Below are 24,866 nucleotides of genomic sequence, written 5' to 3' on the forward strand. Positions count from 1 at the left end.
GTGGCAAAACACGTAATTAAAAGAAAAAAGAAAACAATTCGTTGGAGTGGACTTGTAGGATTTGTATTCACGATGGCATTATTATTTTCATTTGTTACGCAGATTTTTGTTCGTTCAGAAAATGCTCGTCTTGCACGAGAAATTCAAGTTGTCAAACAACAACAAGCAGATATTAATGTTAATAATGAAAAATTAACAGCAGAGATTCAAGATTTAAGTGATTCAAACCGCGTTGTATCAATTGCAACAGAAGCGGGATTAGATAACACACATAATGTTGTGACCGTAAAGCATGGTGATTAGATTTGGAAAAGAAGAAGTTACGAAAAAGTGCAAACTATAAAGTTTTAATTGTTTCAATCACAATGGCGCTCCTCTTTGTTGTAGTGGGTGCCAATGTTTTTGTTGTCTCCGTACTGGGTTATCATTTAAACTCTGGTACGGATTTTCGTGATGATATCAACGGAATTCATACGGTAGAACGTAAAATTCCCGCAAATCGCGGTAAGATTGTTGATCGCAATGATACTGTCATTGCTCAAGATCTCGTAGCCTATACCTTACAGGCAAGTCTTGATGAATCACGCATGCATTCTGACAAGACGCCTGCGCATATTGATGATAAAGAAAAAGCTGCAAAAGTGATTAGTGAGGTTATTGGAACCCCGTACGACAAGGTTTTGGAGATTATCAGCCAAGATGCACTTCAAGTTGAATTTGGTTATGCCGGTAAATACTTAACATTAGATCAAAAAACGGCTTTAGAGGAATCAGGAATTCCTGGACTTATGTTTGAAAAGATTATTACGCGAAATTATCCTTTAAAGGTATTTGCTTCTAAGTTGATTGGTTATTCTCAATATGATGAACTGGAAGAAGGCCAAATTGGTCAGATGGGACTGGAAAGTGCTTATAATGATATTTTAGAGGGAACTAATGGATTTGAACAATACACTCATGATCGTGATAATTTCAGACTTCGTTTTGATGATGGTCAACGTAAAGATCCGATTAACGGTAATGATGTGAAGTTAACCCTTGATCGTGGAATTCAGGATTCTCTTGAACGCGCGTTGCTTGGCATTACCCAAGATCCGGGTGTTAAGGCATCTGAAGCATGGGGAATTGTTATGGAAGTGAAAACCGGTAAAATTCTAGCGTGGGGTGATGCACCAAGTTTTGATCCGAATGCCCCAGACTTTAGTAATGGATTTACAAACCGTGTTTCTCAAAGTACTTTCGAACCGGGTTCAACGATGAAGACGTTTACGGTTGCGGCAGCCATTGAGGAAGGGGTATGGAATAACGAAGAAACCTTTGATTCCAATCCATTCCATGTTGGTGTTGAGAATAATAAAGCATACCGTTTACCAAGCGAAGATGGCAGTGTTCATACGATTACCAACGCAGGGGGACATACTTATGGTCAAATGCGTTATGACTATGGATATGCCTTAAGTTCGAACGTTATGATTGCGGAGTTGTTGACTCGTAAATTGGATCCGGAAGTGTTTCATGATTATCTCTATAAACTTGGATTCTTTAAGAATGTAAATACGGATAAAATACCTGAAGAGCAAGGGTATGATTTATGGCAAGAACCGCTTGAGAAAATCAGTAATGGTTTCGGTCAAGGTTCGAGTGCTTCGATTCTGCAACTCGCTCAAGCATACACCTCAGTTTTAAATAACGGGGTAATGGTGAAACCTTATTACATTGACGAAATTAAAAACTCCCAAACGGGTGAAGTTATTTATAAAGGTCAAACACAAAATCTTGGAAAGGTGTTTTCTGAAGAAACAGCGAAGAAAGTTCAAGATTTAATGCGTTACGTTGTGGATATTACCGGTTCAGGATATCGTTTTAATATACCTGAGACGAATGTGATTGCGAAGACAGGGACTGCACAAACGGTTGTGGAAGGGGTGCCGGGTTATTCACCGACAATCTATAACTTTTCAAGTGCTGTAGCTTTACCTTATGAAGATCCTGAAGTGCTTGTTTATACTGCATATAAAGCGAATTATGGACATGATGTCGATTATTCAGCGGTTTATATTAGGGATGTTCTTCATAAGATTGCCGCTACTTACGGTATGACCAATGAGGGTGGTAAAGAATCGATTAATGAAATTACAGTTCAAGAACTACAAAATTACATTAATTCACCGGTTCCTAAAGCAAAAGAATCCCTTGAATCATTGGGATATAAACCAATTGTTATTGGTGATGGTGAGACGGTAATTAATCAAAAACCAGAAGTTAACCGTCAGGTTATCAATAATGAACGCGTCTATCTTTATGCGGGTGATCATAATATGACCATGCCTGATTTTAAAGGCTGGACACGTAAGGAAATTTTCAGTTTTATGAGTATCTCAGGTTTAAATGCGGAAGTGAGTGGTTCGGGCTATGTTACCGAGCAGTCGATCCCTCCTGGAACAATTTTCACAAAAGATGATACGGTTTCACTTAAACTGAATTAAGAATTTGTTATAATAAGTAAGATGTAAGGGAGAAATATTATGATTGTAGGAATTATCGCAATGTTAACAGCATTTGCACTCAGTGTTGTTGCTTACCCAAGGTTTATTAGTTATCTTCAGAAGAGCAACATGGAACAAAAAGTTAGTGAATATGCACTAGAAGAATTTAAAAATAAACAAAAAACACCAACATTTGGAGGATTTGTTTTTGTAATTATTCCTGTTTTAGTTGCTCTTGTCTTTAACGGTTTTAATTTCAATGGCTCAGTTCTTTTACTTATTGGTGTGTATGCAATGTATGCACTTATCGGTTTAATTGATGATTATAAAATTGTTAAAGAAGGAAAAAATGATGGCCTTTCACCAAAAGTTAAAATGCTGTCACAATTATTACTTGCTGTGATTTTCTATGTTATCTATATAAAAATGGGTGGCGATAATAAACTTGCGATTCCTTTTATGAAAGAACCCCTTGATCTGGGTTGGTTCTATTTACCACTTATAATGTTCATCTTTGCAGGCTCTTCAAATGCTGTAAATCTAACGGATGGTATGGATGGCTTAGCGAGCGGAACAAGTGTTATTGGTTTTGCAGCATTTGCTTTTGTTGCATACACCTTGAACCGTATGGATGTGTTTATGGTTCTTTTAGCGGTTATTGGTGGTCTTCTTGGATTTTTAGTTTATAATCGAAAACCCGCGAAGATTATTATGGGTGATGTTGGGTCGCTTGCGCTAGGTGCTTTATTTGCAGGGGTTTCCGTTTTACTCAATAAAGAAATTCTTTTAGCGATCGTTGGAGGTGTTTTTGTATTTGAAACACTATGTGTCATTATCCAGCGTACTTCTTGGAAGTTAAGACATAAAAAAGTATTTAAATATACACCGATTCATTACAGTTTTACGCTCAATGGTTGGAAAGAAGAAAATGTCGTCAATTTCTTCTATGCACTTGGTGTAGCCTTCGCAATCATTGGTTTAGCATTAAACGCGATTGCATAATATGAAAGCGTTAATTATCGGAGGAGCACGTTCAGGAATTGGATGTGCTCGTCTTCTTAATAAAGAGGGTTTTGAAGTAGTATTGACGACAAATCAAGACTTTCCAGAACGTTTCGAACTCGAAGGATTAGGGATTCGCGTTTCTTTAGATGATAAAGATATGCGTCTTGTGGATGCATACGACTTCGTTATAAAGAATCCGGGGATACCCAATGATCATCCGCTTGTTTCCCAATTTTCAAACATCTATAATGAGATTGAAATTGCATCTCGTTATGCAAAACACGCGAAATTTTACGCGATATCTGGGACGAATGGTAAAACAACTACAACAACATGTCTTCATGAAATGCTATTAAAAAAAGATTCGAGTGCACTTCTTGCCGGGAATGTAGGTTACGCACTCAGTGAAGCTGTCTATCGCGATGGGGATCTTCCACGCGATGTTGCTTTAGAGATATCCGCATTTCAAATGGAAGGGACACCTACATTTTCACCAGAAGTGTATGCGCTTATGAATTTAAGTCCAGATCACATGGATCGTTATGACCATGTCGATGACTATTACAAAGCTAAGTTAAATCTATTACCGCATGTTAAAACGTTTATTAGAAATTGTGATGATCAAAATATCATGCGTTTGACACAAGATTATCAAGGGCTTGTTTATGATTTATCCATGACTCACGACGCGGATATTTGTCTTCGTGAGGGTTGGGTCTATTTTCTAGATATTCCACTTTTTGAAGTATCTACATTAAAACTTGTAGGTGCCCATAATCTGATGAACGCTGCCTTTGCAGCAACACTAGCATTTCTAGCAGGTGTGAGCCTTCATGATATTCAAGATGTAATTCATACGTTTCGTGGTGTAGAACATCGTATTGAATTTGTCGATGAAGTGGATGGTGTTCGCTATTACAATGACTCCAAGGCAACCAATCCTGAGTCTACGGAAGTTTGCCTTCAAGCTTTTGAAAAGCCAATTATTTTACTCGCAGGTGGTTTCGATAAGCATATTTCATTTGATTTACTTAAACCTTATGAAGATCGCATTAAAATGCTGTTTGTATTCGGAGAAAGTGCGGATCAGATTCGTGAAGTGTTTCCGTTTGCGATGAAAGTTGATACCATGAAAACTGCCTTTATGGAGGCAAAATCTCATGCATCATCCGGTGACATCATTGTGTTATCACCCGCATGTGCAAGTTATGATCAATTTGAAAATTTTGAAATTCGTGGTAACATATTTAAAGAATACGTTAAAACTCTCTAGTTAGAGTTTTTTCTTTTGCGTTTTTCGTGTATCATATACGTGATGAGACGAGGTGAATGTATGAAAGATGAAAACACACAACAATTTAAATTGTTACTAACATTAAGACTTCGTCAAATACATAATAATGGATTAGAAGGCGTTTCATATGATGATTTGTACCGCATGTTTACAACCTATGTATGGCGTCATAAAGAGCCAACTCGGTTAAGTGAATTGGCCGATGATATTTTTAAAACGACTGATGAAGATGTTGTAAGGTGGCTTGCAACTGAGTCTAAAATCAATGGGTTAAAATCATCTCTTGAAGACTATCAAAATTTATTTGAGGATGAGGAGATTCAATGAAAACTAAAGCTGAATTAAGAGTTTCGTTTATTGTAATCATTGTTACCGTGCTTGTAGGGTTTTTGACACTTACGACGGTTGGGAGATTGAATACGGGTTTAGGATTTGGACATGATGTACGCTTGATTGTGGAAACGAAAGATCGAACAGGCTTAAACAATTTTCTTTCGAATCAGACACGAAACAACCGGGAATGGCGTAAACGTGTCATTGATTCAAATCACTATGCTTTATCGTTTTCAGGTGTTGAAAACATTTCGGATTTAGTTAACAGTATTGATGCCCATGTTTCAGATCTTGTGGTTTGGAATACAGGGACGTTTGGATCAGTGACAAAATTAATCAGCACTCAGAGTTTTATTAGTTTATATTTAGTTTTATTTATGGCTTTAACGGCAGGCTATTTCTGTTTTAGGTTTCGGTTTTTTGGGTGGATTGCAGGGATGGAGATTGTAATTGGTGTTATGTTATCCCTGCTTTTAGTTTCTTTATTTGGATATCCATTCACAAAATCTCTATGGTATTCTGTACTGATTTCATTTATGATGCTTGTTTATCAGAAGCAGATGTATTTAGTGGATTCAGAAGGTTTGACGCTGCATGAAGTTGTGGAATCACGACAGGATATCCGTAAACGACACATTCGTGTGTCATTGTTGCATTCGGCGTTCTATCTAATCTTTGGTTTTGTGGCGGTTGTCTTGAACCGTTATGGTCTTGTACGGACGGGATGGTATATGATTTTCTTAGGTTATATCGTTTTGATCCAATTTCTCTTATTTAATTTTGTTTTTGAACGATTCTTACTCAAAATTCCGAAATCTTCGAGTTTTGTACAATTTCAAAATATAAATGTTTTAAAAATAACCCAACCAACGCATATTCTGTTTAAAAATACAGTTTCTGTGATGCTTGCGGTTTTGCTTTTGAGTACACTGTTTGCGATTCCTAAAGGGATTGATTTACATAAGGGGTGGGATTTTGCGAATCAGAATGTTCTCATCATGAATGATGCTCGCTCAACTGCTTATCTTGAATTACAAGCTACGCTTTATGAAGTAGGAATCTTTGATAATCAATTAAGTTATGAGGTAACTGAACAAGGCGATACGTGGATTCATTTTGATGAAAATGTTACGTCGAAACAATTGGGTGCTGCGGCACGTGGCGTGAAAACAAAATTTAATGTTAAGGGGACCTATTACGATACCCACGAAAATTTATTTCCATTGGAAGATGTAGATTTCTATCTAACCTTGGGTGTATTTATTTTGGCATCATGGATTATGGTTAGTTGTATTTTTGGGTTTAAGCGCAGTATTCTAATTCCAATATTAAGCGTACTGTCTTCAATACTCTTTGTGTTTTTAACCATGATCTATCACATTAAGTGGAGCAGGGAGACGGTTTATATTGTGTGGACAATACCGCTTATTATTGGCTGTTATTACAGTTCACAATATTCCCTAAATCGATTCTTTAATTTAGATCTCTTTGAATCGGAGTTTATGGATTCATTGATGCTTAATGTAATTTTGTTTGCGATTATTTCAACGCCTATTCTAATTATTATTCCTGTTCCAATAACGGTTGAAATGATTGCGATTTTAATGATGATGATTTTCTCGATTTACTTAGCGTTAATCATTCTTTACTGTATTGCTTGGTTAATTAGAAGGTGGGTACAAAAACGTGAACGATTTGTTTAATTCTTTATCACCGCTTGTCCAAGAAACACTAAAATCAATGCACTTGTCAGATATTCAGTTACAGGAATTGTTTGATCCGACAGATCATATTGTTTCAAATGAAGCCATCGATGCGATGATTCGTTTTTATCAATCAGCCACAAAACTAATTGTATGTGGCGATTATGATTGTGATGGTGTTTCTTCAACAAGTATTGCGGTGTTATTAGCAAAAAAATGTAAGATTGAAGTGGGATACTATATTCCAAATCGACTTAAAGAAGGTTATGGTGTTTCTAAAGATACCATTACAATGGCCCATGAACGCGGGTATAAGGATGTCTTAATTATTGACAACGGTGTTAAGGCACATGAAGAAATCGCTTATGCGAAGTCTTTAGGAATGCAAGTAGCCGTCGTGGACCATCATATTATTGATGAACCGGTAATGGCAGATGCATTTTTACATCCGGATGTATGCAGTCCTTATGAAGCGTCGATGTGTGCAAGTGGTTTAATCTACTGTGTGGCGGAGGCGATGGGGCTTGCGGATGCGTACATGCTTGCGATGGCGTGTACTGCAACGGTTGCGGATGTTATGCCTTTATGGGGTAAAAACCGAGAAATTGTTCGAAAAGGAATTGATGCACTCAATCAAAATCAGTTCTTACAATTTGATGCATTAGTGAAGCGTAATCGCTTTACACATTACTCTGCGAAATTGCTTTCGTTTCAAGCAATTCCTAAAATTAATACGGTGGGACGATTGGGTGATTTGGCCAATGTGAATACTTTAGTTCAGTACTTTACAACGACGGATGAATCGGTGATTACCTCCTATGCGAAACAGTTATTTAAATTGAATGACTATCGCAAAGAACAAGGAAAAGCACTTAAAGAAGTTGCGATGACGCAGGTGAATGATGATCCGATCCAAATTATTGTCGATAAACGGTTTCATGAAGGGTTGTTAGGGATTGTAGCCAATCAAGTAGCTCAAGAAACCATGAAACCGACCTTAGTCTTGACGGAATATGATAATGTCCTAAAGGGCAGTGCACGGAGTATGACGTTTTCGTTACAAGATATATTTACAGAAGTTCGTTCAGATTACTTTGTAGCAATGGGTGGGCATGATTTCGCTTATGGAATGACGCTTAATAAAGCAACCTTTGAGGATTTTAAATCCGATGTGAACCAGCTTGTTTCGGATTTTGGTACATTTGAAGGACGTCGTGAATCGGTTCTTGCAATTGATCCATCATGGATCACGAAAACGGCTCTTGAACAATTACGTCAGCTTGAACCCTTTGGTGAAGGTTTTAAACTACCGTTAATGAGTATTGATATACCGCGTGATTTCCAATTGTACAACCTCAATGGTTATGGTTTTAAATACGCATTTAATAACTTTTCATTTGATGAAGCAGTATTTTTTACACAACAATATCAAAAATACCAACTTCAAACAGCACGACGTTTAATTGGAACCTTAGATTTAGACAGTCGTTCAAAAAATGTATTGTTCGTGGAAGATTTTGAATAACTTGTGATATGATAGGACTATTGAATAGGAGGCATGTTATGTTTAAAACATTTTTAGCTACAGTATTACTTCTCAGTGGTATTGGGCAAAATCCACAAATTAATAAGCAACCCATTGCGGATAAGATTCCTCCTACATCACGTCGTGTTGCGGTGACGCAAGATGATGCGGAAGTTGTAAAAGATCCTATAAAAATTAAACAGGCTAAATATGATCTGTATGAAAATTCAAGCATGCAGATTGATTTCACCTTAGAAGGTCTAAGTAAACAAGCGACGGTATCTTTCAAAAGCGAAAATCCAGATATTGTAAGTGTATCGGAAAAAGGTTTGATTACTGCACTTGCGAAGGGTTCATCCATCATTACGATTGTAGCGGTGGATGGGGAAGAAATCTATACGAAAGAAATCAGTGTTAAAGTAAATGTTCTTGATGGGACCATTAATTTTAAAAATGAAGATGTGTATATTAACCGCGGTTTTGAATATGAGTTGGAATATACCTTAAGTAATGATGCTATGAAAGATAAAAGCATTATTTGGTCTTCGGACAATACAGCGGTTGCGGATGTTGTGAATGGAAAAGTGACAGCAAAATCAGCTGGTACAACAACCATCACAGCGCGTATCGGGACAATTACATCAAGTGTAAAAGTTACTGTAACAATTCCCTTACGTGATATCGAGTTTAATCCGTCTAATCTGACGATCGTTTTGGCAGATGAAGTAGAAATTCCAGATCTTATTTTTGTGCCTTATGATACAACAACGTCCCGGAATGCGAGTTATGTTTCGGAAGATAATGGCATCGTTGAAGTTGTGGAAGATCGTCTAATTGCGAAAAAAATTGGGAAAACGAAAGTTACCGCAACGATTGGTGAACACCACGCTGAATTAGAAGTAACGGTTAAGTCCAAGCAAACGGAATCGGGCGCTGATATTATCAAATTAAAAGTTGATAAAGAAGAAGGGGATCGCCTTGTACTTGTAACAGATAACTTAAGTAAGTCTGAAAATCAAAAGTATGCCTTAACGTTACCGGATGAGATACTAACCAAGTTTATTGAAGCGCGTGATCATTCGGAAGTAATCCTGGTCCTCGATGATGTTTTACTCGAAAAAGATATGTCTAATTTGGAATCATTTATTGTTTCGGAAACCGTAATGAGTGCATTGACGGATAAAACCTTATCCATTCACTTAGTTGATAAACGAAATGTTCCACTCATTATCTACAATTTCCAAGGCTCATACCCGCATGATGTGGATTTACGATTTAAGATCATTCAGATTACGGAGCGTTCACCGTTGTATGAACAATTATCAGGACGTGCTTTTGAATTGGTGTTTGCGAATCAAGCTCAATTTGGCGAAGGCACAACCGTGGAATTATCTGCGAAATTAATTGAGTCAACGTTTTCGCAAATGCACTTTATTTATGAGCGGACCAATAAAAACGAATTAGAGTTTACCAATCAAGAAGTATCGGTATCCAATGAGGACCGACTCAAATTTTCAGTTACCAATAATGACTACGTGATTACGTTTAATAAACTGGCGAAGACAGATGATCATTTTATCATCATCTCTTTATTAATCATCGTATTGACAATTGTTGGAGGAAGCGGTTTTTTCTATTTTAATAAGTACAAGAAAAAGAAAAAACTATGATATAATAATGATTGTACTTTGGAGGATGTTATGGATTTAAAAAACTATATTGCAACAATTGATGATTTCCCTAAAGAAGGCATCAAGTTTCGAGATATCACCCCTTTAATGGCAGATGGCGAAGCGTTTGCGGAAGCAACACGACTTTTTGAAGGATTTGCCCGCAAGGTAGGTGCAGATGTTATTGTCGGACCTGAATCCCGAGGATTTATTTTCGGATGTCCAGTAGCTTATGCAATGAATATTGGCTTTGTTCCTGTTCGTAAACCGGGTAAACTACCACGTGAAACGGTAAGTTATAAATACGATCTTGAATATGGATCCAATGAACTTCATATCCATAAAGATGGTGTGAAACCTGGTCAAAAGGTTCTTATTATTGATGACCTCCTTGCAACAGGTGGAACCGTCGAAGCTTCAGTAGCACTTATTGAAGAATTAGGTGCTGAAGTTGTAGGATGTGGATTCCTTATCGAACTTGAAGATTTAAATGGCCGCGATAAACTTGAGGGCTATGAAGTCTTTACAATTATGCAATACTAAGAACGAAGATCCCTTCGTTCTTTTCACAAATTTGGAGGTAGCCGATGAGACAATTTCAAGATATTAGTTTTGATATGATACTCGAAGAGACGTCAAAATATATTACATCACCTGAAAACATTGAATTAATTACGCATGCTTATGAGTTTGCGGAAGCAAAGCATTCAGGTCAATATCGTAAAAGTGGTGAACCCTATATTGTTCACATTTTACATGTGGGCTATATTCTCTCAAATTTAGGCATGTCTCCAACCACAATTTCTGCAGGGCTTTTACACGATGTTATTGAAGACTGTGATGTAAGTAAAGAAGAACTTGCGGAGGAGTTTAATCAAGAAATCGCAACGCTTGTGGAAAGTGTTACAAAAATCGGTAATATTGAATTTAAAGATGAAAAAGAGTACCTTGCAGCAAATCATCGTAAAATCTTTATTGCGATGGCCAAAGATGTTCGGGTTATTTTTATTAAATTGGTAGACCGTCTTCATAATATGCGAACCCTCCAATACCATAACCCTGAAAAGCAAAAAAAGATTGCTGCAGAGACCTTGGATGTCTATGCACCGATTGCCCATCGCTTGGGTCTTGGTGAAATTAAAAATGAATTAGAAGATTTAAGTTTTAGTTACCTTCACCGTGATAAATATTACGAAATTGCGCGTCTTGTGGATGATCGCAAAGCAGAACGCGATGCTCAAGTTACGCGGATGATTGAAGATATTGCTGAGTTACTACTCGAAAATAATATTCGCTTTAATATCTTCGGTCGATCCAAGCATCTTTACTCTATCTATAAAAAAATGACGACTAAACATAAGCGTTTTGATGAAATTTTAGATTTGCTTGCGATTCGTATTATTACGGAGACGGAATTAAATTGTTATGAAATCTTGGGACATATTCATGCGAATTATCGTCCGATTCCAGGACGGCTCAAAGATTACATTGCTATGCCTAAAATGAATATGTACCAATCCCTACATACCACAATCGTCGGTGATGAAGGTGCGATTTTTGAAGTTCAAATCCGTACTAAACAAATGGACGAAATCGCGGAGCGTGGGGTTGCAGCGCACTGGCGTTATAAAGAAGGCAATACCAACCAAGAAGCTAATCAAAAAGAAATTGAAGATCGCCTCTCATGGTTTAGAGATATCAACATTCTAACTGAGGGTGTTGATGAAAATGCTCAAGACTACATGAATGTCCTTCAAAAAGATATTTTTGAAGCAAATGTTTATGTCATGACACCGAAAGGTCGAGTTATCGGACTACCCAATGGTGCGACACCAATTGATTTTGCTTACCGTGTTCATACAGAGGTAGGTCATCAAACGGTTGGCGCGATCGTTAATGGAACTTTAGTACCCTTAAATACACCCTTAAAAACAGGAGATGTTGTTCAGGTTAAGACATCAAAGCAATCAACTCCAAGTGAAGACTGGCTTAAAGTTGTCCAAACAACGCATGCTCGAAACAAAATTCGTAATTTCCTTCTGAAACAACAAATGGATAACCGTAAAGAAGTTGTCGATAAAGGTGAAACGATGTTTAAAGATGAGTGTAAACGTCGTGGTATTGATGAAAAAGAATTAAAAGCGTCCAAACGCTTTGAACATGTATACAGTCAATTTTCGGTGAATTCATTTGATGATTTAATGTATGCAATTGCATCAAAATCGTTATCATTTCCAGCTCTTTTTGAAAAATTAGATCTTAATAAAAATTTTAATGATGAAAACAGTAAAGTTGAGAAAGTAGTGGCGCGAAGTGCGACCCAACAAAGTAAGTCAACAAGCAAGTCAGGTGTGAGCGTATCTGGAATTGATTCGATGATGATTGGCTTGAGTAATTGTTGTAATCCAGTTTATGGAGATGAAATTGTAGGTTATGTAACAAAGGGAAGTGGTGTTAAAGTCCACCGTAAGGACTGTCCAAACATCGCGCATGAAACCGCACGTCTAATTGAAGTTCAATGGGAAGAAAATCACGAGCAAGGAGAGTACGAAGCTGTGCTTCAAATTCTCTCAACCGATCGTAATTTCTTGCTTACGGATATCATTACCATCGCTTCTCAACTCAAAGTGCGCTTAAATGCCGTTAATTCAGAAATCAATGAAGACCGTATTCATGCTACAACGACGATGCGTGCAGTTGTTCGGGATGCAGATCACTTAAAAACATTGATTGCGAATTTACGAAAAGTTGATAGTGTCATTCGTGTTGATCGCATCACTTTGTAATTGCATCTAAAGTGCGATTGTGTTAAAGTAATATCATATTCAATGATCATGATTAAATTCTGGTTTGATTGTAGAGAAATGCTGGTTGGTGAAAAGCATATCAATAAAGGAATGGGACACATGGGAGATACAATTTTGAATCAGTAGAAATTGTCGTGACTCGCGTTAAGAGATTAAGTAAAAAACAAAGGTGGTACCACGCGATTTGCGTCCTTGGTAGCACCTTTTTATATACTAGAGGAGGTAGAATTATGTCAGAAAATTATCGCGCACCTCGCGGTACACAAGATGTTTTTGGAGCAGAGGCTAAAAAATGGCAATACATTGAGCGCATCGCTCGGGAGATGTGTGATCGATATCATATCACTGAAATGCGTACACCAGTTTTTGAACATACACATGTATTTGCGCGTGGAAATGATGGTAGTGATGTCGTCAATAAAGAAATGTATACGTTTGAAGATCGCGGAAATCGATCACTGACCCTTAAACCGGAGGGAACTGCAGGTTTAGTTCGTAGTTTTGTAGAACATAAACTTTACGCAACAGGAGGCGCTTTGCAACGTTACTTCTACATTGCACCAAACTTCCGCTATGAAAGACCTCAAGCAGGACGTTTACGTATTTTCCATCAATTTGGTGTTGAATTTCTTGGAGAAGCAAATCCGTATATCGATATCGAATCGATGTTGGTGGGTATTAACATTCTGAAAGAAGTTGGCATTACACAATTTAAATTAGTAGTTAATACTTTGGGTGATCAAGAATCTCAGGATGCTTATAAAAAGGCATTACGTGATCATTTTGCAGGTCACCTCGATACGATGTGTGCAGATTGTCAACGTCGTTATGAACAAAACCCTTTACGAATGTTGGATTGTAAAGTAGATCAAGAACATGAAGCGATGAAAACCGCTCCAATTAATCATGACTATTTAAACGATGCTTCACGAGAATACTTTGAAGAATTAAAACGAACGCTTGATGAACAAGGGATTGCTTATGAAATTGATTCACGATTGGTACGTGGTTTGGATTATTACCACCACACAGTCTATGAACTTATTTCTACAGATCCTAAAGCGGCATCTCAGTCAACAATTTTCGCAGGTGGACGATACAGTAAGCTTGTAGAATATTTTGGGGGGCCTTCAGTAGATGCAATTGGATTTGCGATGGGTCTTGAACGCCTTCTACTCTATGCAGATTTAGCGGGTGTCGAATTTGATACCGAAGATCGTATTGATGTATTTGGAATGCCTTTAGGACATGAAGCAAATGGCTCAATGTTTAAAATGATCGAAACCTTGCGTGAAGCAGGTTATGATGCTGATATGGATTACTACAACAAATCCATGAAAGCACAATTTAAGCAAGTTGATCGCTTTAATGCGAAGATTGCGATGATTTGTGGTAGTGATGAAGTTGCGGAAAATGTCGTAACTTTAAAAAATATTGAAACACAAGAACAATGTCGTGTGGCACACGACGATGTCGTGGAACAGGTTAGAAAGTGGATTGGAGCTAAATAATGGAAAGAACACATCATAATGGAATGTTAAGAATTGAGCATGTTGGAGAACATGTGGAACTGGTTGGTTGGGTTGCGAAGCGTCGTAACTTTGGTTCCATTAATTTTATTGATTTAAGAGACCGAAGTGGTTTGATTCAATTAGTGGTGAATCATGATGAATATCCAATTGTTCAAGAATTAAAAAATGAATTTGTTATTTCGGTAAGTGGTACCGTTCGTGAACGTCAGGATAAAAACCCTAAGATGGCTACTGGAGATATTGAAATCGAAGTAAGCGAAGTCAAAATCATTAACAAAGCAGCACAAACACCGATGATTATTGCGGATGAAACGGATGCATTGGAAGAGACACGTCTAAAGTATCGTTATCTTGATTTGCGTCGTCCGGTAATGCAAAATAAATTGATTACACGCGCACGTATCGTTACCGAGATGCGTCGTACCCTTGATGAAATGGGATTTATTGATGTTGAAACACCAATGCTTACAAAATCTACACCTGAAGGGGCTCGCGAATATCTTGTACCATCACGTGTCCATGAGGGAGAGTTTTATGCGCTTGCGCAATCACCACAAATTTTTAAGCAACTGCTTATGATTGGTGGTCTAGAACGTTACTATCAAGTGGCTCGTTGCTTCCGTGATGAGGATTTACGAGCTGACCGTCAGCTTGACTTTACTCAAGTCGACATTGAAGCATCCTTCTTGGATCAACAACAATTTATGAGTCTTGTGGAAGAAGTTGTCGATAATGTAATGGTCAATGTTTTAAGTCTTGAAAAACCTCGCATTCCTCAAATTCGTTTTGAAGATGCATTGAATGTTTATGGATCTGATAAACCGGATATGCGTTTTGAAATGTATTTACAAGATTTTAATCGAATTTTTATGCTAAGTGAATTTAAAGTGTTCAGTGATACCCTTAAAGAGGGTGGTGTCTTAAAAGGTCTTGTACTTAAAGGACAAGCAGAATCGATGACACGTAAAGTAATGGACAAATATACTGATCTTGTAAAGAAAAACGGATTAAAAGGTTTGGTAGTCTTGAAAGTTGAAGAAGAAGGTTTCGCCGGTGGCGCCGCGAAATTTATTGATGAACAAGAACGTATTCAAATGATTCAGGAATATGATCTAGAAGTTGGTGATGTTGTATTTATTGGTAGTGGTATGTGGGAGAACACCTGTACTGCTGTTGGTGCATTACGACTTCAACTTGCTAAGGATTACAATCTCATTCCTGAAAATACCTTTGCGTATTGCTGGGTTGTGGATTTCCCAATGTTTGAAATGGACGAAGATGTTATTATTGCACGTCACCATCCATTTACAGCACCACGCGAAGAGGATGAAAAACTTCTTGATACAGATCCACTCAAAGTCATTGCGCAAGCTTACGACCTTGTATTAAATGGATTTGAAATTGCTGGTGGTTCGATGCGTATTTACCGCCAAGAATTACAAGAACAAATGTTTGAAATTATTGGTTTCACACCGGAACAAATTAAAAAACGTTTTGGTTTCTTTGTGGATGCCTTTAAATACGGTACACCACCTCATGGTGGAATCGCATTTGGCTTGGATCGATTTGCAATGGCGTTAACGCACTCGGATACAATTCGTGATGTTATTGCGTTCCCTAAAAATGCATCAGCGCGTTGCCCATTAACAAACGCTCCTTCACCTGCAGTTGATAAACAACTTGAAGAATTGCATTTGGAAATCGTTCATAAGAAAAAAGAATCTGAATAATGTAAAAGCACCTTACGGTGCTTTTTTTGTGAGTATAGATTTTTTAAAATTATATTTTAAAATAAGTATAGGCAGAATGATAAAATAAATGTATAATATGTTGGCTAATAATTCACGCTTTGTGGACTTTGTTTCCGGAGCTGTTATTGAGTATTTCATTGACATGTTGATATGACCGTGATATACTTACCAAGCAATAAGAAAGCAGAAGCACACTTCTCACCTGATGATTCATTCATAGGTAATAAGCTTAGGTCACTATTAATTTATACCTTTGAGTGTGTTTCCTATAATGAGACACATTTTTTATTGTTTACACCACAAGGAGGTGAATTTTATTAGTAGAAGATATGGAAATGAAAAGCCTAAAGGACCAGAGGATTTAGTGAACGAAGCAATTCGTTTTAAAGAAGTTCTTGTTATTGGACCTAAAGGTGAACAACTTGGAATCCTTATGCGTCGCGAAGCATTAGAAAAAGCCTATGAGCACAATCTTGATTTGCTTTGTGTTGCGCCTAATGGAAACCCACCAGTATGTAAAATCGTGGATTACGGTCGCTATCGTTTTGAATTACAAAAGAAAGCGAAAGAAGCGAAGAAACATCAACATGTTACCCAAATTAAACCTCTTCGATTATCACCAGTTATTGATCAACATGACTTTGATACAAAGTTACGTCATGCTCGTAAATGGTTAGAAGAAGGAATCAAAGTTAAAGTTGACATGAGATTTAGAGGACGTCTTATCACTCGTTTAGAGGTTGGACGAAAGACAATGGATAGTTTCATCGAGGAATGTTCAGATTTAGGATCCGTTGAAAAACGTCCTAAACTCGAAGGAAATACAATGTCTGTAGTAATATCTCCAAATAAAAAGAAATAGTTTATAAGAGGAGGGCCAGTTATGCCTAAAATGAAAACAAAACGTACTTTAGCAAAACGTGTTAAACGTACAGGATCAGGACAATTAAAAAGACAACAAGCTTATGTTTCTCACTTTGCTAGACATAAGACAAATAAACAAAATCGCCAACTACGTAAAGCTACATTAGTTTCTAAGAGCGATTACAAACGCATCAAGCATTTGTTACAAGATTAAGGAAGGATGAATTAGTATGCCAAGATCAACAAATTCAGTAGCGTCACGTGCACGCCGTAAAAGAACATTAAAATTAGCGAAAGGTTACTATGGTTCAAAACATGTACTTTACCGTACAGCTAATGAACAAGTTATGCGTTCACAACGTTACGCTTACCGTGACCGTAAACAATTAAAACGCGAAATGCGTAAACTTTGGATCACACGTATTAACGCTGCTGCTCGTCTAAATGACATGAGCTACAGCCAATTAATGCATGGTCTACGTTTAGCAAACATCGAAATTAACCGTAAAATGTTATCAGAAATTGCTATCCATGATCCTAAAGGATTTACAACTTTAGTAGGAAAAGCTCAAAAAGCTTTAGAAAAATAATAAATCATGAGAGATGATGCTGGTAAAGTAATTAATGAATTATTGGTTGATATTTTTAATCAAATTTTAATATTAGAAGAACGATATCATCGAGTTCATGGTGTTCGATTATCTATGACGGAAATTCACGCACTTGAAAGCATTCAAAAAAGCAAATCGAAAATGATGCGGGATGTTGCGGAGGCGCTTCGAATAACGCAAGGCACTTTAACAACAACGATCAATCGATTAAGTCAAAAAGGCTATGTTCTTCGTGAACAAGATGAGAACGACCGACGTGTTTATCGACTCCGTTTAACGGATAAAGGTGAAGCGGTTATGGAAATTCATAATCAATTTCATGAAGCCATGTCTGAACGATTGCTACTTCATCTACAAGATAAAGAAGAACTCATCGATTCCATTGCGGAAATTAATGAATTCTTCAAAGAATTATATGAAATTAATTAGATCCTTCGGGATCTTTTTTTATAAACAAAACCCACCAATTATTGTTTGGTGGGTTTTGTTTTAGAATAGGCCTCGCAAAGTCTTTGGTATTTCAAAGCGGCAATTTCTTGGTAGATGGATTGTTGATGTGATTCTAACATCATAAGTCCCCAAGCACACCATAAGGCGTTGTGTGCCACTTCAAAGACATCAAGCTTATGTTGGATTGTTGGGCCCGGTAATGATCCGAAGTACGCGTAATAGAACTGATTTCGCACTTCGGTGTCTGTGATATCATTTTCAGTGATAAAAGACATGACATCAGAACATGGATCGTTATCCATAGCATATTCAAAATCAATGAGATAATCCTGTGTATCGGTAAACAGAAAATTACCGGGTACCAAATCATTGTGACATAAGATTGGGTTTTCGTGAGTATAGGCATCAGCTTCGTTCATGATCTCCGTAACAAAATCCAAATCATAACAAGGTTTTTTGATTCGACTGCGATAGATTTCAAAATTGTCCTTTATACTAAATACCTTTCCCGATTTTACTTTGAGACTATGGAATGAACGCATCAGTGTTGCAGCCCGGTCAAGGTATTCAATTGAGAAGGTCTCAGCCTTTTCAACATAGTTCGCACATTTTATGCCCGTATTTGGATCAAAATACCAAAGATGGGGTTCAAGATTGGAATCATTCAAGAGATTAAGCACATGACCTTCATGGACATAATCAAACAATCCGTGATTTTCAGGTTTGGGCATTCTTAAAACCACATCGTAATGTTCCGTCTTTACATAGTAGTTATCATTAGTCAGTCCGGTATCGATATGTTTGATCTGAAGGGCATCTTCATTTAGAATGTGTCGAATGGTTTTTTGAATTTTCATAGTGTAATTATATCATAAGTGTTATAATTTCATAAGACTTGGAGGTATTCTATGGAACTATTAATTGCAAGCCATAACGAAGGAAAAATCCGTGAGTTTCGAGAACTTTTGGAACCTTTAGGCTATACTGTACGCAGCGCAAAGGATTATGGCATTTCAATGGATGCTGTCATTGAAGATCAAGAAACATTTCGCGGGAATGCACGCCTTAAATCAAAGTATTTATCTGAAAAAACAGGTTTAACAGTAATTTCAGATGATTCAGGTTTGGTCATCGATGCTTTACCCGATATACTTGGTGTGAAATCAGCGCGTTTCATGGGTGAAGATACACCATATGAATTAAAAAATAATGAAATATTAAGACGATTGGACGGGGTGGCAGATCGAAGTGCACGCTTCCATTGTGCCATTTCAATGTATGGCCCAAAGTGCGACGAAATTTTTGAGGGTGTAGTCGAGGGTGTAATTGGAGCGGTTCAAGAAGGTGGAACCGGTTTTGGGTATGATCCGATTTTCTATCCAGAAGGATCCGAACAATCTTTTGGTACAATGTCCCATGATGCGAAAAATGAAGTTTCTCATCGTGGTCGAGCGGTCCAACTTCTCTTGAATTATCTAAGGGGGTAATGATGAAACGGAAATTTTATGGTGTCGCTGTCGTGATTTTTGTAGTATGTATGATGATTACAGCGATCGATATTTTATCGTTTAACAGAAGTACTTATCATAATTTTTATAAACGTGCGAATACTGCTCAAGAAATTGGAATTACTGAGACGGAATTGGAAGATGTTACGGTAGAGCTTTTAGATTATTTAAAAGATCGAGAGCCGGCCTTATCGAAAACTGTGGTTATTCAGGGTGAAACGGTACCAATGTTTAATGAGCGTGAACACGAGCATATGAAAGATGTGAAAGCACTCTATCAAAAAGCGATGTTGTTTCGTAATTTGGGTATGATTTTTGTAGCAATCATGATTGTGGTGAGTTTGGGTTCGGGAGATTATCTTGATCTGGTCTTAAATCGTGATGTTTTAGGGTCAGCGCTTATTGTTTTAGTTGTCATTTTCGGAACAATTGGAATGATTGCGATTTTAGATTTTGATACCTTTTGGATTACATTCCACAATATTGTATTCAGTAATGATTTATGGCTTTTAAATCCGAGGGTGGACCGTTTAATTTTGTTGGTTCCAGAACCCTTCTTTATGGCTCTTGTATATCGTATTTTTGCTGCTACTGCAGTGATATTTGCCCTTATGGGTGGTGCCTATTTTGGCTTAGATTGGAAGGTTAGATATGATTCACGTCGTACTTTACGAACCGGAGATTCCTCAGAATACCGGTAATATTATGAGAACTTGTGTAGCAAGTGGTGCTGCACTGCATTTAATTGAACCGCTAGGGTTTATTTTGGATGAGAAGCGTGTTAAACGGAGTGTAATGGATTATTCGGATGATTTGAATCTTACACGTCATCTTGATTGGGAGAGTTTTCTAAAGACGGTTAAGGGGCCTGTGTTTTATCTGACGCGTTATGGGGAACATACCCACAGTGATTTTGATTATACAGCGATTGAAGAAACAGATATCTATCTTGTGTTTGGTAAGGAAAGTACGGGTATTCCGAAATCAATACTTAAAGAAAACTATGATCATTGTTTCCGAATTCCTATGGCTCCAAATGCTCGAAGTATGAATCTTTCAAACACGGTCGCAATTTGTGTCTTTGAGGTTCTGCGTCAAATTGGATATCCGGAATTAGCCACACATGAAGTTCTTAAAGGGAAAGATTTCTTAAAAGATTTTTAGTGTCTCAAGGACATGAATACGGTGGTGCGGATTCGTTGAATTCAAAAAATCATTAAACTATAATATAAGAAATGAGGTGACAGAGATGATTGAAGATTTAAATGGGTTCTTAAGTTTAGGAAGCCTTCTTATTATCGTCGTTGGTGCGATTGTGGGTTACTTCAAATTAAACAAACGCTTTAAGAAAGATGAAGAAATCGACGAGTACTATCGCGATTTATTGTAGGAGGCATGTAAGATGGTTCGAAAACAAATCCGTCCCGAAACGGGTCCGAAGTCCGTGGGTCCTTATTCAATGGGATTACTTATCGATAATACGGTTTATGTTTCAGGGCAATTGCCGATTGATGCGACATCAAATCTTGTTGCGGAAGACATTGTGAAGCAGACAATTCAAACAATCGAAAATATGGAACATATTTTGGAAGCCAGCGGTCTAAGTTTGAGTGATGTTGTGAAAACAACAGTATATCTTACCGATTTTGAAGATTTTGATAAGATGAACCAGATGTATGCCATCTATTTTTCATATCCTTACCCAGCTCGTAGTTGTATTGAAGTATCGCGTTTACCGAAGAATGCGAAGATTTCAATTGAGTGTGTTGCGATTGCGCGTGAAGATATGGAATTTGAAGAAGAAGATGATGAAGCGTGTGAGGGATGTTGTTGTGATTAGACAACAACCTCTTTTTTTTATCTCAAATTAAATTTGTTCGTTTCTTCACATAGTTTTTATCATAGAATCACAAAAATAAGGTTTGATTGATTGGGTTTTTTGAAATATGTGTTATTATCAATTTAGAGTTAAGAAGGGATGTACTTAAAGTACAGTTATGATAAATATGGAAAATTTAAGGTTAATTAAACCCAAACATATAGTTGGAATTGTTGTTGGTGCGTTATTTTCGGCATTAGCAATTAAAACGTTTGTTCGTCCAGGGAATTTGATTCCTGCTGGAGCTGGTGGATTAACAATCTTATTACTGAAAGAGAGCAGTCGATTATTTGGAATTGAATTGTCTTATGGAATTGTGTTCTTCCTGATTAATGCTATCGTGTTGATATTTGTTTGGAAAAAACTCGGTCGTCGTTTCCTTGCATTGTCCTTTTTACACGTTGGTTTGGTATCGTTATTTGTGGAAATACTCCCCGTGGTTACCGTCTTACCCAATGTTGATCCTAATGATCAGTTGATTCTCCTTGCGATTTTTGGAGGGGTGATGAACGGTGTCGGATCTTCATTTGCTTTAAAGGTAGGGGGTTCAGCAGGCGGTACTGATTTTGTCGCAATTTATTACTCTATGGTTAAGAATAAACCGATGTGGGATAAAATTATGTATTTCAATATTACCCTATTAATTTATTCTGGCTTTGTTTATGGTTGGATGCTTGCATTGTATTCAATTATCTACCAATTTGTTTCAACGCAAGTCATAGATCACTATCATGATCGATATAAACTATCGAGTTTACATATTATTACAGATTTACCAACGGAAGTTTCAGATGCTGTTATGGCTGTGACACGTCATGGTATTACGAAGATTGATGGTATTGGAATGTTTAAACAAAAATATAAGGCAGTTCTGTATATTGTTGTGAACCAATTTGAACTTGCATGCATTATTGATGCGATTACGCATACAGATCCGAAAGCATTTATTGAAATTTCTTCTGTAGAGCGTATTGAAGGTAATTATCGTCAAAAACCACTGGAATAAGCATTCATGCTTATTCTTTTTTTATATTTTTCATTACGCTTAATTTCTTTATTGAAAATTCCAGTCAATCTGTTGCTTTTTCAGTACAATTAGTTTAAGATGTAGGCACGATTATCAAGAGTTGAGGTAGAGAGTTAGCTCATTAACCTCATACCAACCTGCTAGAGCAAGGTGGTACAGCTAACAACGATAAGAAGCTATAGATGTATTTCTGAGCCTTAGTGTTGTTGCTAGGACTTTTTTTTATGTCGTTAGAAAAGAGGCTAGTATGAATTTAGTATTTTTTACGTCAGAGAGTGTTACGGATGGTCATCCGGATAAAATGTGTGATCAAATTGCGGATGCAATTTTAGATCAAGCATTAAAACAAGATCCTAATTCTAAGATGGCAGTTGAAGCGACCATTAAAGATAATTTTGTTTTAATCTATGGGGAGGCAAATACAAAAGCAGTGATTGATTATGCACAGGTTGCGAAAGATGTCATTGCGGATATTGGTTATCCTGAAGATTATGAAGTCATGGTTAAGGTTAATAAACAATCATCCCAAATCAATAACGCTGTTGTTTCTCAAGAAAATGTGGGAGCAGGCGATCAAGGGATTATGTTTGGGTTTGCATGTAATGAAACTGAAAATTATATGCCCCTTCCAATTCACTTAGCGCATGCCTTATCAAAACGATTAAGTGATGCGAAATCAGAAATCGATTGGCTTTATCCCGATGGGAAAACACAAGTAACCGTTGCGTATGAAGGCAATGAACCTAAGTTTGTGCATACGGTTTTAGTGAGTGCATCACATAGAGCAGGAATTGATCACGCTACCATTGAGAAAACTGTTATGGAGTCCATTATTAAACCCGTCATTGATTCAAAATGGATTACAGAAGAAACACGTTTTATTGTGAATCCAAGTGGTGAGTTTAGTATTGCAGGTCCTTTTAGTGATAGTGGTACAACAGGTCGTAAGATTGTAGTGGATAGCTATGGTGGATTTGGTCGTATCGGTGGTGGATGCTTTAGTTCGAAAGATCCATCTAAAGTGGATCGCTCAGCAGCTTACTTCTCACGTTATGTCGCAAAAAGTGTTGTGGCTGCAGGGCTTTGCGATAAAATTGAACTGCAATTGAGTTATGCAATTGGTTTATCGGATCCCCTTTCAATTCATATTGATACATTCGGAACGCATAAACGTCCTGAATCAGAGATTTTAGACATAATAAAAGCCAACTTTGATTTTAAAGTCGGCAATATTATTTCGGAACTTAATTTATTACGTCCAATCTATCGTAATACCGCAAATTTCGGTCATTTCGGTCGTGATGGCTTCCCATGGGAAGTTATTAAACCGCTTAAGTTTTAATAATAAGTTCGGAGACTTCTTGTTTAAGAAGTCTTTTTTTTATCGTCTCATCTTTGGGTAAGGTGTAAACTTCAGTTGCGCGTAATTCCAGTTCTTTAAACTGGTAATGCTTAAATTGCGTTGTATAGGGAATTTCATCATCGGACAGTTGTCTTAAGTATGCTTTTCCTTTGGTGTTCATGCCCAAGACTCGAACGTGTTCTAGGGGTTGTTCAAGATCTTTCGTAAAATTTAAAAGTAAGTTCATTAAGGTGCGTTGTACCCGTGATCGTGTATAGCGCTTAGAGGTACACGTTTCAATTAAAGCATCAAGAGGAAGATGTCGATGTTTGATGAATAGATTTTGAATCCCTTCTGAAACTAATGAATTTTGACTCAGTGTTTTAGAGGGTTGAACGGAGAGCAAATAGTGAATAAAGGGTTCATACTCCTTGAGTTGATAGCTTGTAAGTGTATTAAGGTCTAAAGGCGTTGTATGGCTAACAGAGATGCCTTCTTGATGTGCTTTACGAATTGCGGAGGCACTAGCGATGCTGGTACTAATGCTTTGATCGTGGTAGTTATTCGTGCGGAGAATGGTTAATGGCGTTATCCCATATGTTTGACATGCTTGAACGTAGTAGACCCCTAAAATATCATTTGACTGATGGTTGGACGTATTTGAAGCATGGGCAAAGGAATGCCCTTGTTTCAGTAAGCCTTTATCAAACTGTGGTTTGACGGGAAGAACATTTGATTCTGAACCAAATACAAGGGACTGAATACCCACATGATTTAAGATTTCGACTGCCTTAAATGCGAAGACATCAGCACTTTGTAAAGTATAAATAGTTGGAAGTTCTAAAACTAAATCCACACCTGATTCAAGAGCCGCTTCTGTGCGAACCCATTTATCAAGATATGCGGGTTCACCACGTTGTACAAAATTTGGTGACATGACCGCAATTAAAACATCACATCGCGTGATTTCACGGGTCTTTTTAATATGGTAACAATGACCATTATGTAAAGGATTATATTCAACAATAATCCCAGTTGCGGTGAGTTTGTTTTTCATATTTGTATTTTATCACATATTC

25 protein-coding genes and 1 other annotated feature are annotated in these 24,866 nt (G+C 37.3%); of the genes, 23 read left to right on the plus strand and 2 right to left on the minus strand.

What is annotated here, in order from left to right; genetic code table 11:
* From NMG63_RS02820 to NMG63_RS02895, 16 genes are all read left to right on the plus strand, one after another.
* On the plus strand, window positions 1-303 hold the full coding sequence (locus NMG63_RS02820; protein ID WP_003773162.1) for an FtsB/FtsL family cell division protein: 303 nt from the start codon (window positions 1-3) through the stop codon (window positions 301-303).
* A gap of 2 nt (window positions 304-305) precedes the next feature.
* Window positions 306-2,486 (plus strand): penicillin-binding protein, encoded by a 2,181-nt coding sequence (locus NMG63_RS02825; protein ID WP_254007420.1) that lies wholly within the window; start codon window positions 306-308, stop codon window positions 2,484-2,486.
* Window positions 2,487-2,525: 39 nt separating this feature from the next.
* A complete protein-coding gene (gene mraY, locus NMG63_RS02830) occupies window positions 2,526-3,488 on the plus strand; it encodes a phospho-N-acetylmuramoyl-pentapeptide-transferase (protein ID WP_254007421.1) in 963 nt (320 codons plus the stop codon).
* A gap of 1 nt (window position 3,489) precedes the next feature.
* Entirely contained in the window at window positions 3,490-4,764 is a 1,275-nt protein-coding gene (murD, locus tag NMG63_RS02835) for a UDP-N-acetylmuramoyl-L-alanine--D-glutamate ligase (protein WP_254007422.1), read from the plus strand.
* A gap of 60 nt (window positions 4,765-4,824) precedes the next feature.
* On the plus strand, window positions 4,825-5,112 hold the full coding sequence (locus NMG63_RS02840) for a post-transcriptional regulator (protein WP_003773168.1): 288 nt from the start codon (window positions 4,825-4,827) through the stop codon (window positions 5,110-5,112).
* Entirely contained in the window at window positions 5,109-6,821 is a 1,713-nt protein-coding gene (locus NMG63_RS02845) for a hypothetical protein (protein ID WP_254007423.1), read from the plus strand. Before NMG63_RS02840 ends, NMG63_RS02845 begins: the two co-directional genes overlap by 4 nt.
* Window positions 6,805-8,346 carry a single-stranded-DNA-specific exonuclease RecJ gene (locus NMG63_RS02850; protein WP_254007424.1) on the plus strand — a complete coding sequence of 514 codons (1,542 nt, stop codon included), beginning with the start codon at window positions 6,805-6,807 and terminating at the stop codon, window positions 8,344-8,346. Before NMG63_RS02845 ends, NMG63_RS02850 begins: the two co-directional genes overlap by 17 nt.
* A gap of 38 nt (window positions 8,347-8,384) precedes the next feature.
* Window positions 8,385-10,016 (plus strand): Ig-like domain-containing protein, encoded by a 1,632-nt coding sequence (locus NMG63_RS02855; protein ID WP_254007425.1) that lies wholly within the window; start codon window positions 8,385-8,387, stop codon window positions 10,014-10,016.
* Window positions 10,017-10,046: 30 nt separating this feature from the next.
* Window positions 10,047-10,559, plus strand: coding sequence for an adenine phosphoribosyltransferase (locus NMG63_RS02860; RefSeq protein WP_003773173.1), 513 nt, complete (start codon window positions 10,047-10,049; stop codon window positions 10,557-10,559).
* Between the two features lie 44 nt (window positions 10,560-10,603).
* Window positions 10,604-12,802, plus strand: a complete 2,199-nt coding sequence (locus tag NMG63_RS02865) for a RelA/SpoT family protein (RefSeq protein WP_254007426.1) — start codon at window positions 10,604-10,606, stop codon at window positions 12,800-12,802.
* Window positions 12,803-12,835: 33 nt separating this feature from the next.
* Window positions 12,836-13,020 (plus strand) — a binding site (T-box leader).
* Between the two features lie 33 nt (window positions 13,021-13,053).
* On the plus strand, window positions 13,054-14,334 hold the full coding sequence (gene hisS, locus NMG63_RS02870; RefSeq protein WP_254007427.1) for a histidine--tRNA ligase: 1,281 nt from the start codon (window positions 13,054-13,056) through the stop codon (window positions 14,332-14,334).
* Window positions 14,334-16,085 (plus strand): aspartate--tRNA ligase, encoded by a 1,752-nt coding sequence (gene aspS / locus NMG63_RS02875; RefSeq protein WP_254007428.1) that lies wholly within the window; start codon window positions 14,334-14,336, stop codon window positions 16,083-16,085. The genes hisS and aspS overlap by 1 nt, the downstream gene beginning before the upstream one ends.
* Window positions 16,086-16,377: 292 nt before the next feature.
* Window positions 16,378-16,968 carry a translation initiation factor IF-3 gene (infC, locus tag NMG63_RS02880; protein WP_373568053.1) on the plus strand — a complete coding sequence of 197 codons (591 nt, stop codon included), beginning with the start codon at window positions 16,378-16,380 and terminating at the stop codon, window positions 16,966-16,968.
* 21 nt (window positions 16,969-16,989) lie between these two features.
* Window positions 16,990-17,184 (plus strand): 50S ribosomal protein L35, encoded by a 195-nt coding sequence (gene rpmI, locus NMG63_RS02885; RefSeq protein WP_003773183.1) that lies wholly within the window; start codon window positions 16,990-16,992, stop codon window positions 17,182-17,184.
* A gap of 16 nt (window positions 17,185-17,200) precedes the next feature.
* Window positions 17,201-17,560, plus strand: a complete 360-nt coding sequence (rplT, locus tag NMG63_RS02890; protein ID WP_003773184.1) for a 50S ribosomal protein L20 — start codon at window positions 17,201-17,203, stop codon at window positions 17,558-17,560.
* A gap of 6 nt (window positions 17,561-17,566) precedes the next feature.
* Window positions 17,567-18,010: a MarR family winged helix-turn-helix transcriptional regulator gene (locus NMG63_RS02895; protein WP_003773186.1), complete on the plus strand. Its 444-nt coding sequence runs from the start codon at window positions 17,567-17,569 to the stop codon at window positions 18,008-18,010.
* A 38-nt stretch (window positions 18,011-18,048) separates the two neighbouring features.
* Here NMG63_RS02895 and NMG63_RS02900 read toward each other — a convergent pair whose 3' ends face one another.
* On the minus strand, window positions 18,049-18,888 hold the full coding sequence (locus NMG63_RS02900) for a choline kinase family protein (RefSeq protein ID WP_254007429.1): 840 nt from the start codon (window positions 18,886-18,888) through the stop codon (window positions 18,049-18,051).
* Between the two features lie 51 nt (window positions 18,889-18,939).
* Between NMG63_RS02900 and rdgB the strand changes: the two genes are divergently transcribed.
* The 7 genes from rdgB (at window position 18,940) to metK (ending at window position 23,787) form a co-directional block, all read left to right on the plus strand.
* Window positions 18,940-19,518 carry an RdgB/HAM1 family non-canonical purine NTP pyrophosphatase gene (rdgB, locus tag NMG63_RS02905; RefSeq protein WP_254007430.1) on the plus strand — a complete coding sequence of 193 codons (579 nt, stop codon included), beginning with the start codon at window positions 18,940-18,942 and terminating at the stop codon, window positions 19,516-19,518.
* A 2-nt stretch (window positions 19,519-19,520) separates the two neighbouring features.
* On the plus strand, window positions 19,521-20,240 hold the full coding sequence (locus tag NMG63_RS02910) for a TIGR01906 family membrane protein (RefSeq protein WP_254007431.1): 720 nt from the start codon (window positions 19,521-19,523) through the stop codon (window positions 20,238-20,240).
* Window positions 20,191-20,703, plus strand: coding sequence for a tRNA (cytidine(34)-2'-O)-methyltransferase (locus NMG63_RS02915; protein WP_123171668.1), 513 nt, complete (start codon window positions 20,191-20,193; stop codon window positions 20,701-20,703). Before NMG63_RS02910 ends, NMG63_RS02915 begins: the two co-directional genes overlap by 50 nt.
* An 85-nt stretch (window positions 20,704-20,788) precedes the next feature.
* Entirely contained in the window at window positions 20,789-20,929 is a 141-nt protein-coding gene (locus NMG63_RS02920) for a hypothetical protein (RefSeq protein ID WP_003773197.1), read from the plus strand.
* Between the two features lie 12 nt (window positions 20,930-20,941).
* Entirely contained in the window at window positions 20,942-21,379 is a 438-nt protein-coding gene (locus NMG63_RS02925; protein WP_123171667.1) for a Rid family detoxifying hydrolase, read from the plus strand.
* A gap of 157 nt (window positions 21,380-21,536) precedes the next feature.
* Window positions 21,537-22,424 (plus strand): YitT family protein, encoded by an 888-nt coding sequence (locus NMG63_RS02930; protein WP_013852743.1) that lies wholly within the window; start codon window positions 21,537-21,539, stop codon window positions 22,422-22,424.
* A gap of 268 nt (window positions 22,425-22,692) precedes the next feature.
* Window positions 22,693-23,787: a methionine adenosyltransferase gene (metK, locus tag NMG63_RS02935; protein WP_123171666.1), complete on the plus strand. Its 1,095-nt coding sequence runs from the start codon at window positions 22,693-22,695 to the stop codon at window positions 23,785-23,787.
* On the opposite strand, the gene NMG63_RS02940 is transcribed toward metK, so the two are convergent.
* Window positions 23,777-24,844: a nucleotidyltransferase family protein gene (locus tag NMG63_RS02940; RefSeq protein WP_123171665.1), complete on the minus strand. Its 1,068-nt coding sequence runs from the start codon at window positions 24,842-24,844 to the stop codon at window positions 23,777-23,779. The genes metK and NMG63_RS02940 overlap by 11 nt on opposite strands.
* Between the last annotated feature and the right edge of the window lie 22 nt (window positions 24,845-24,866).

Source organism: Erysipelothrix amsterdamensis, from assembly GCF_940143175.1.
Lineage (GTDB): Bacteria > Bacillota_I > Bacilli_A > Erysipelotrichales > Erysipelotrichaceae > Erysipelothrix > Erysipelothrix amsterdamensis.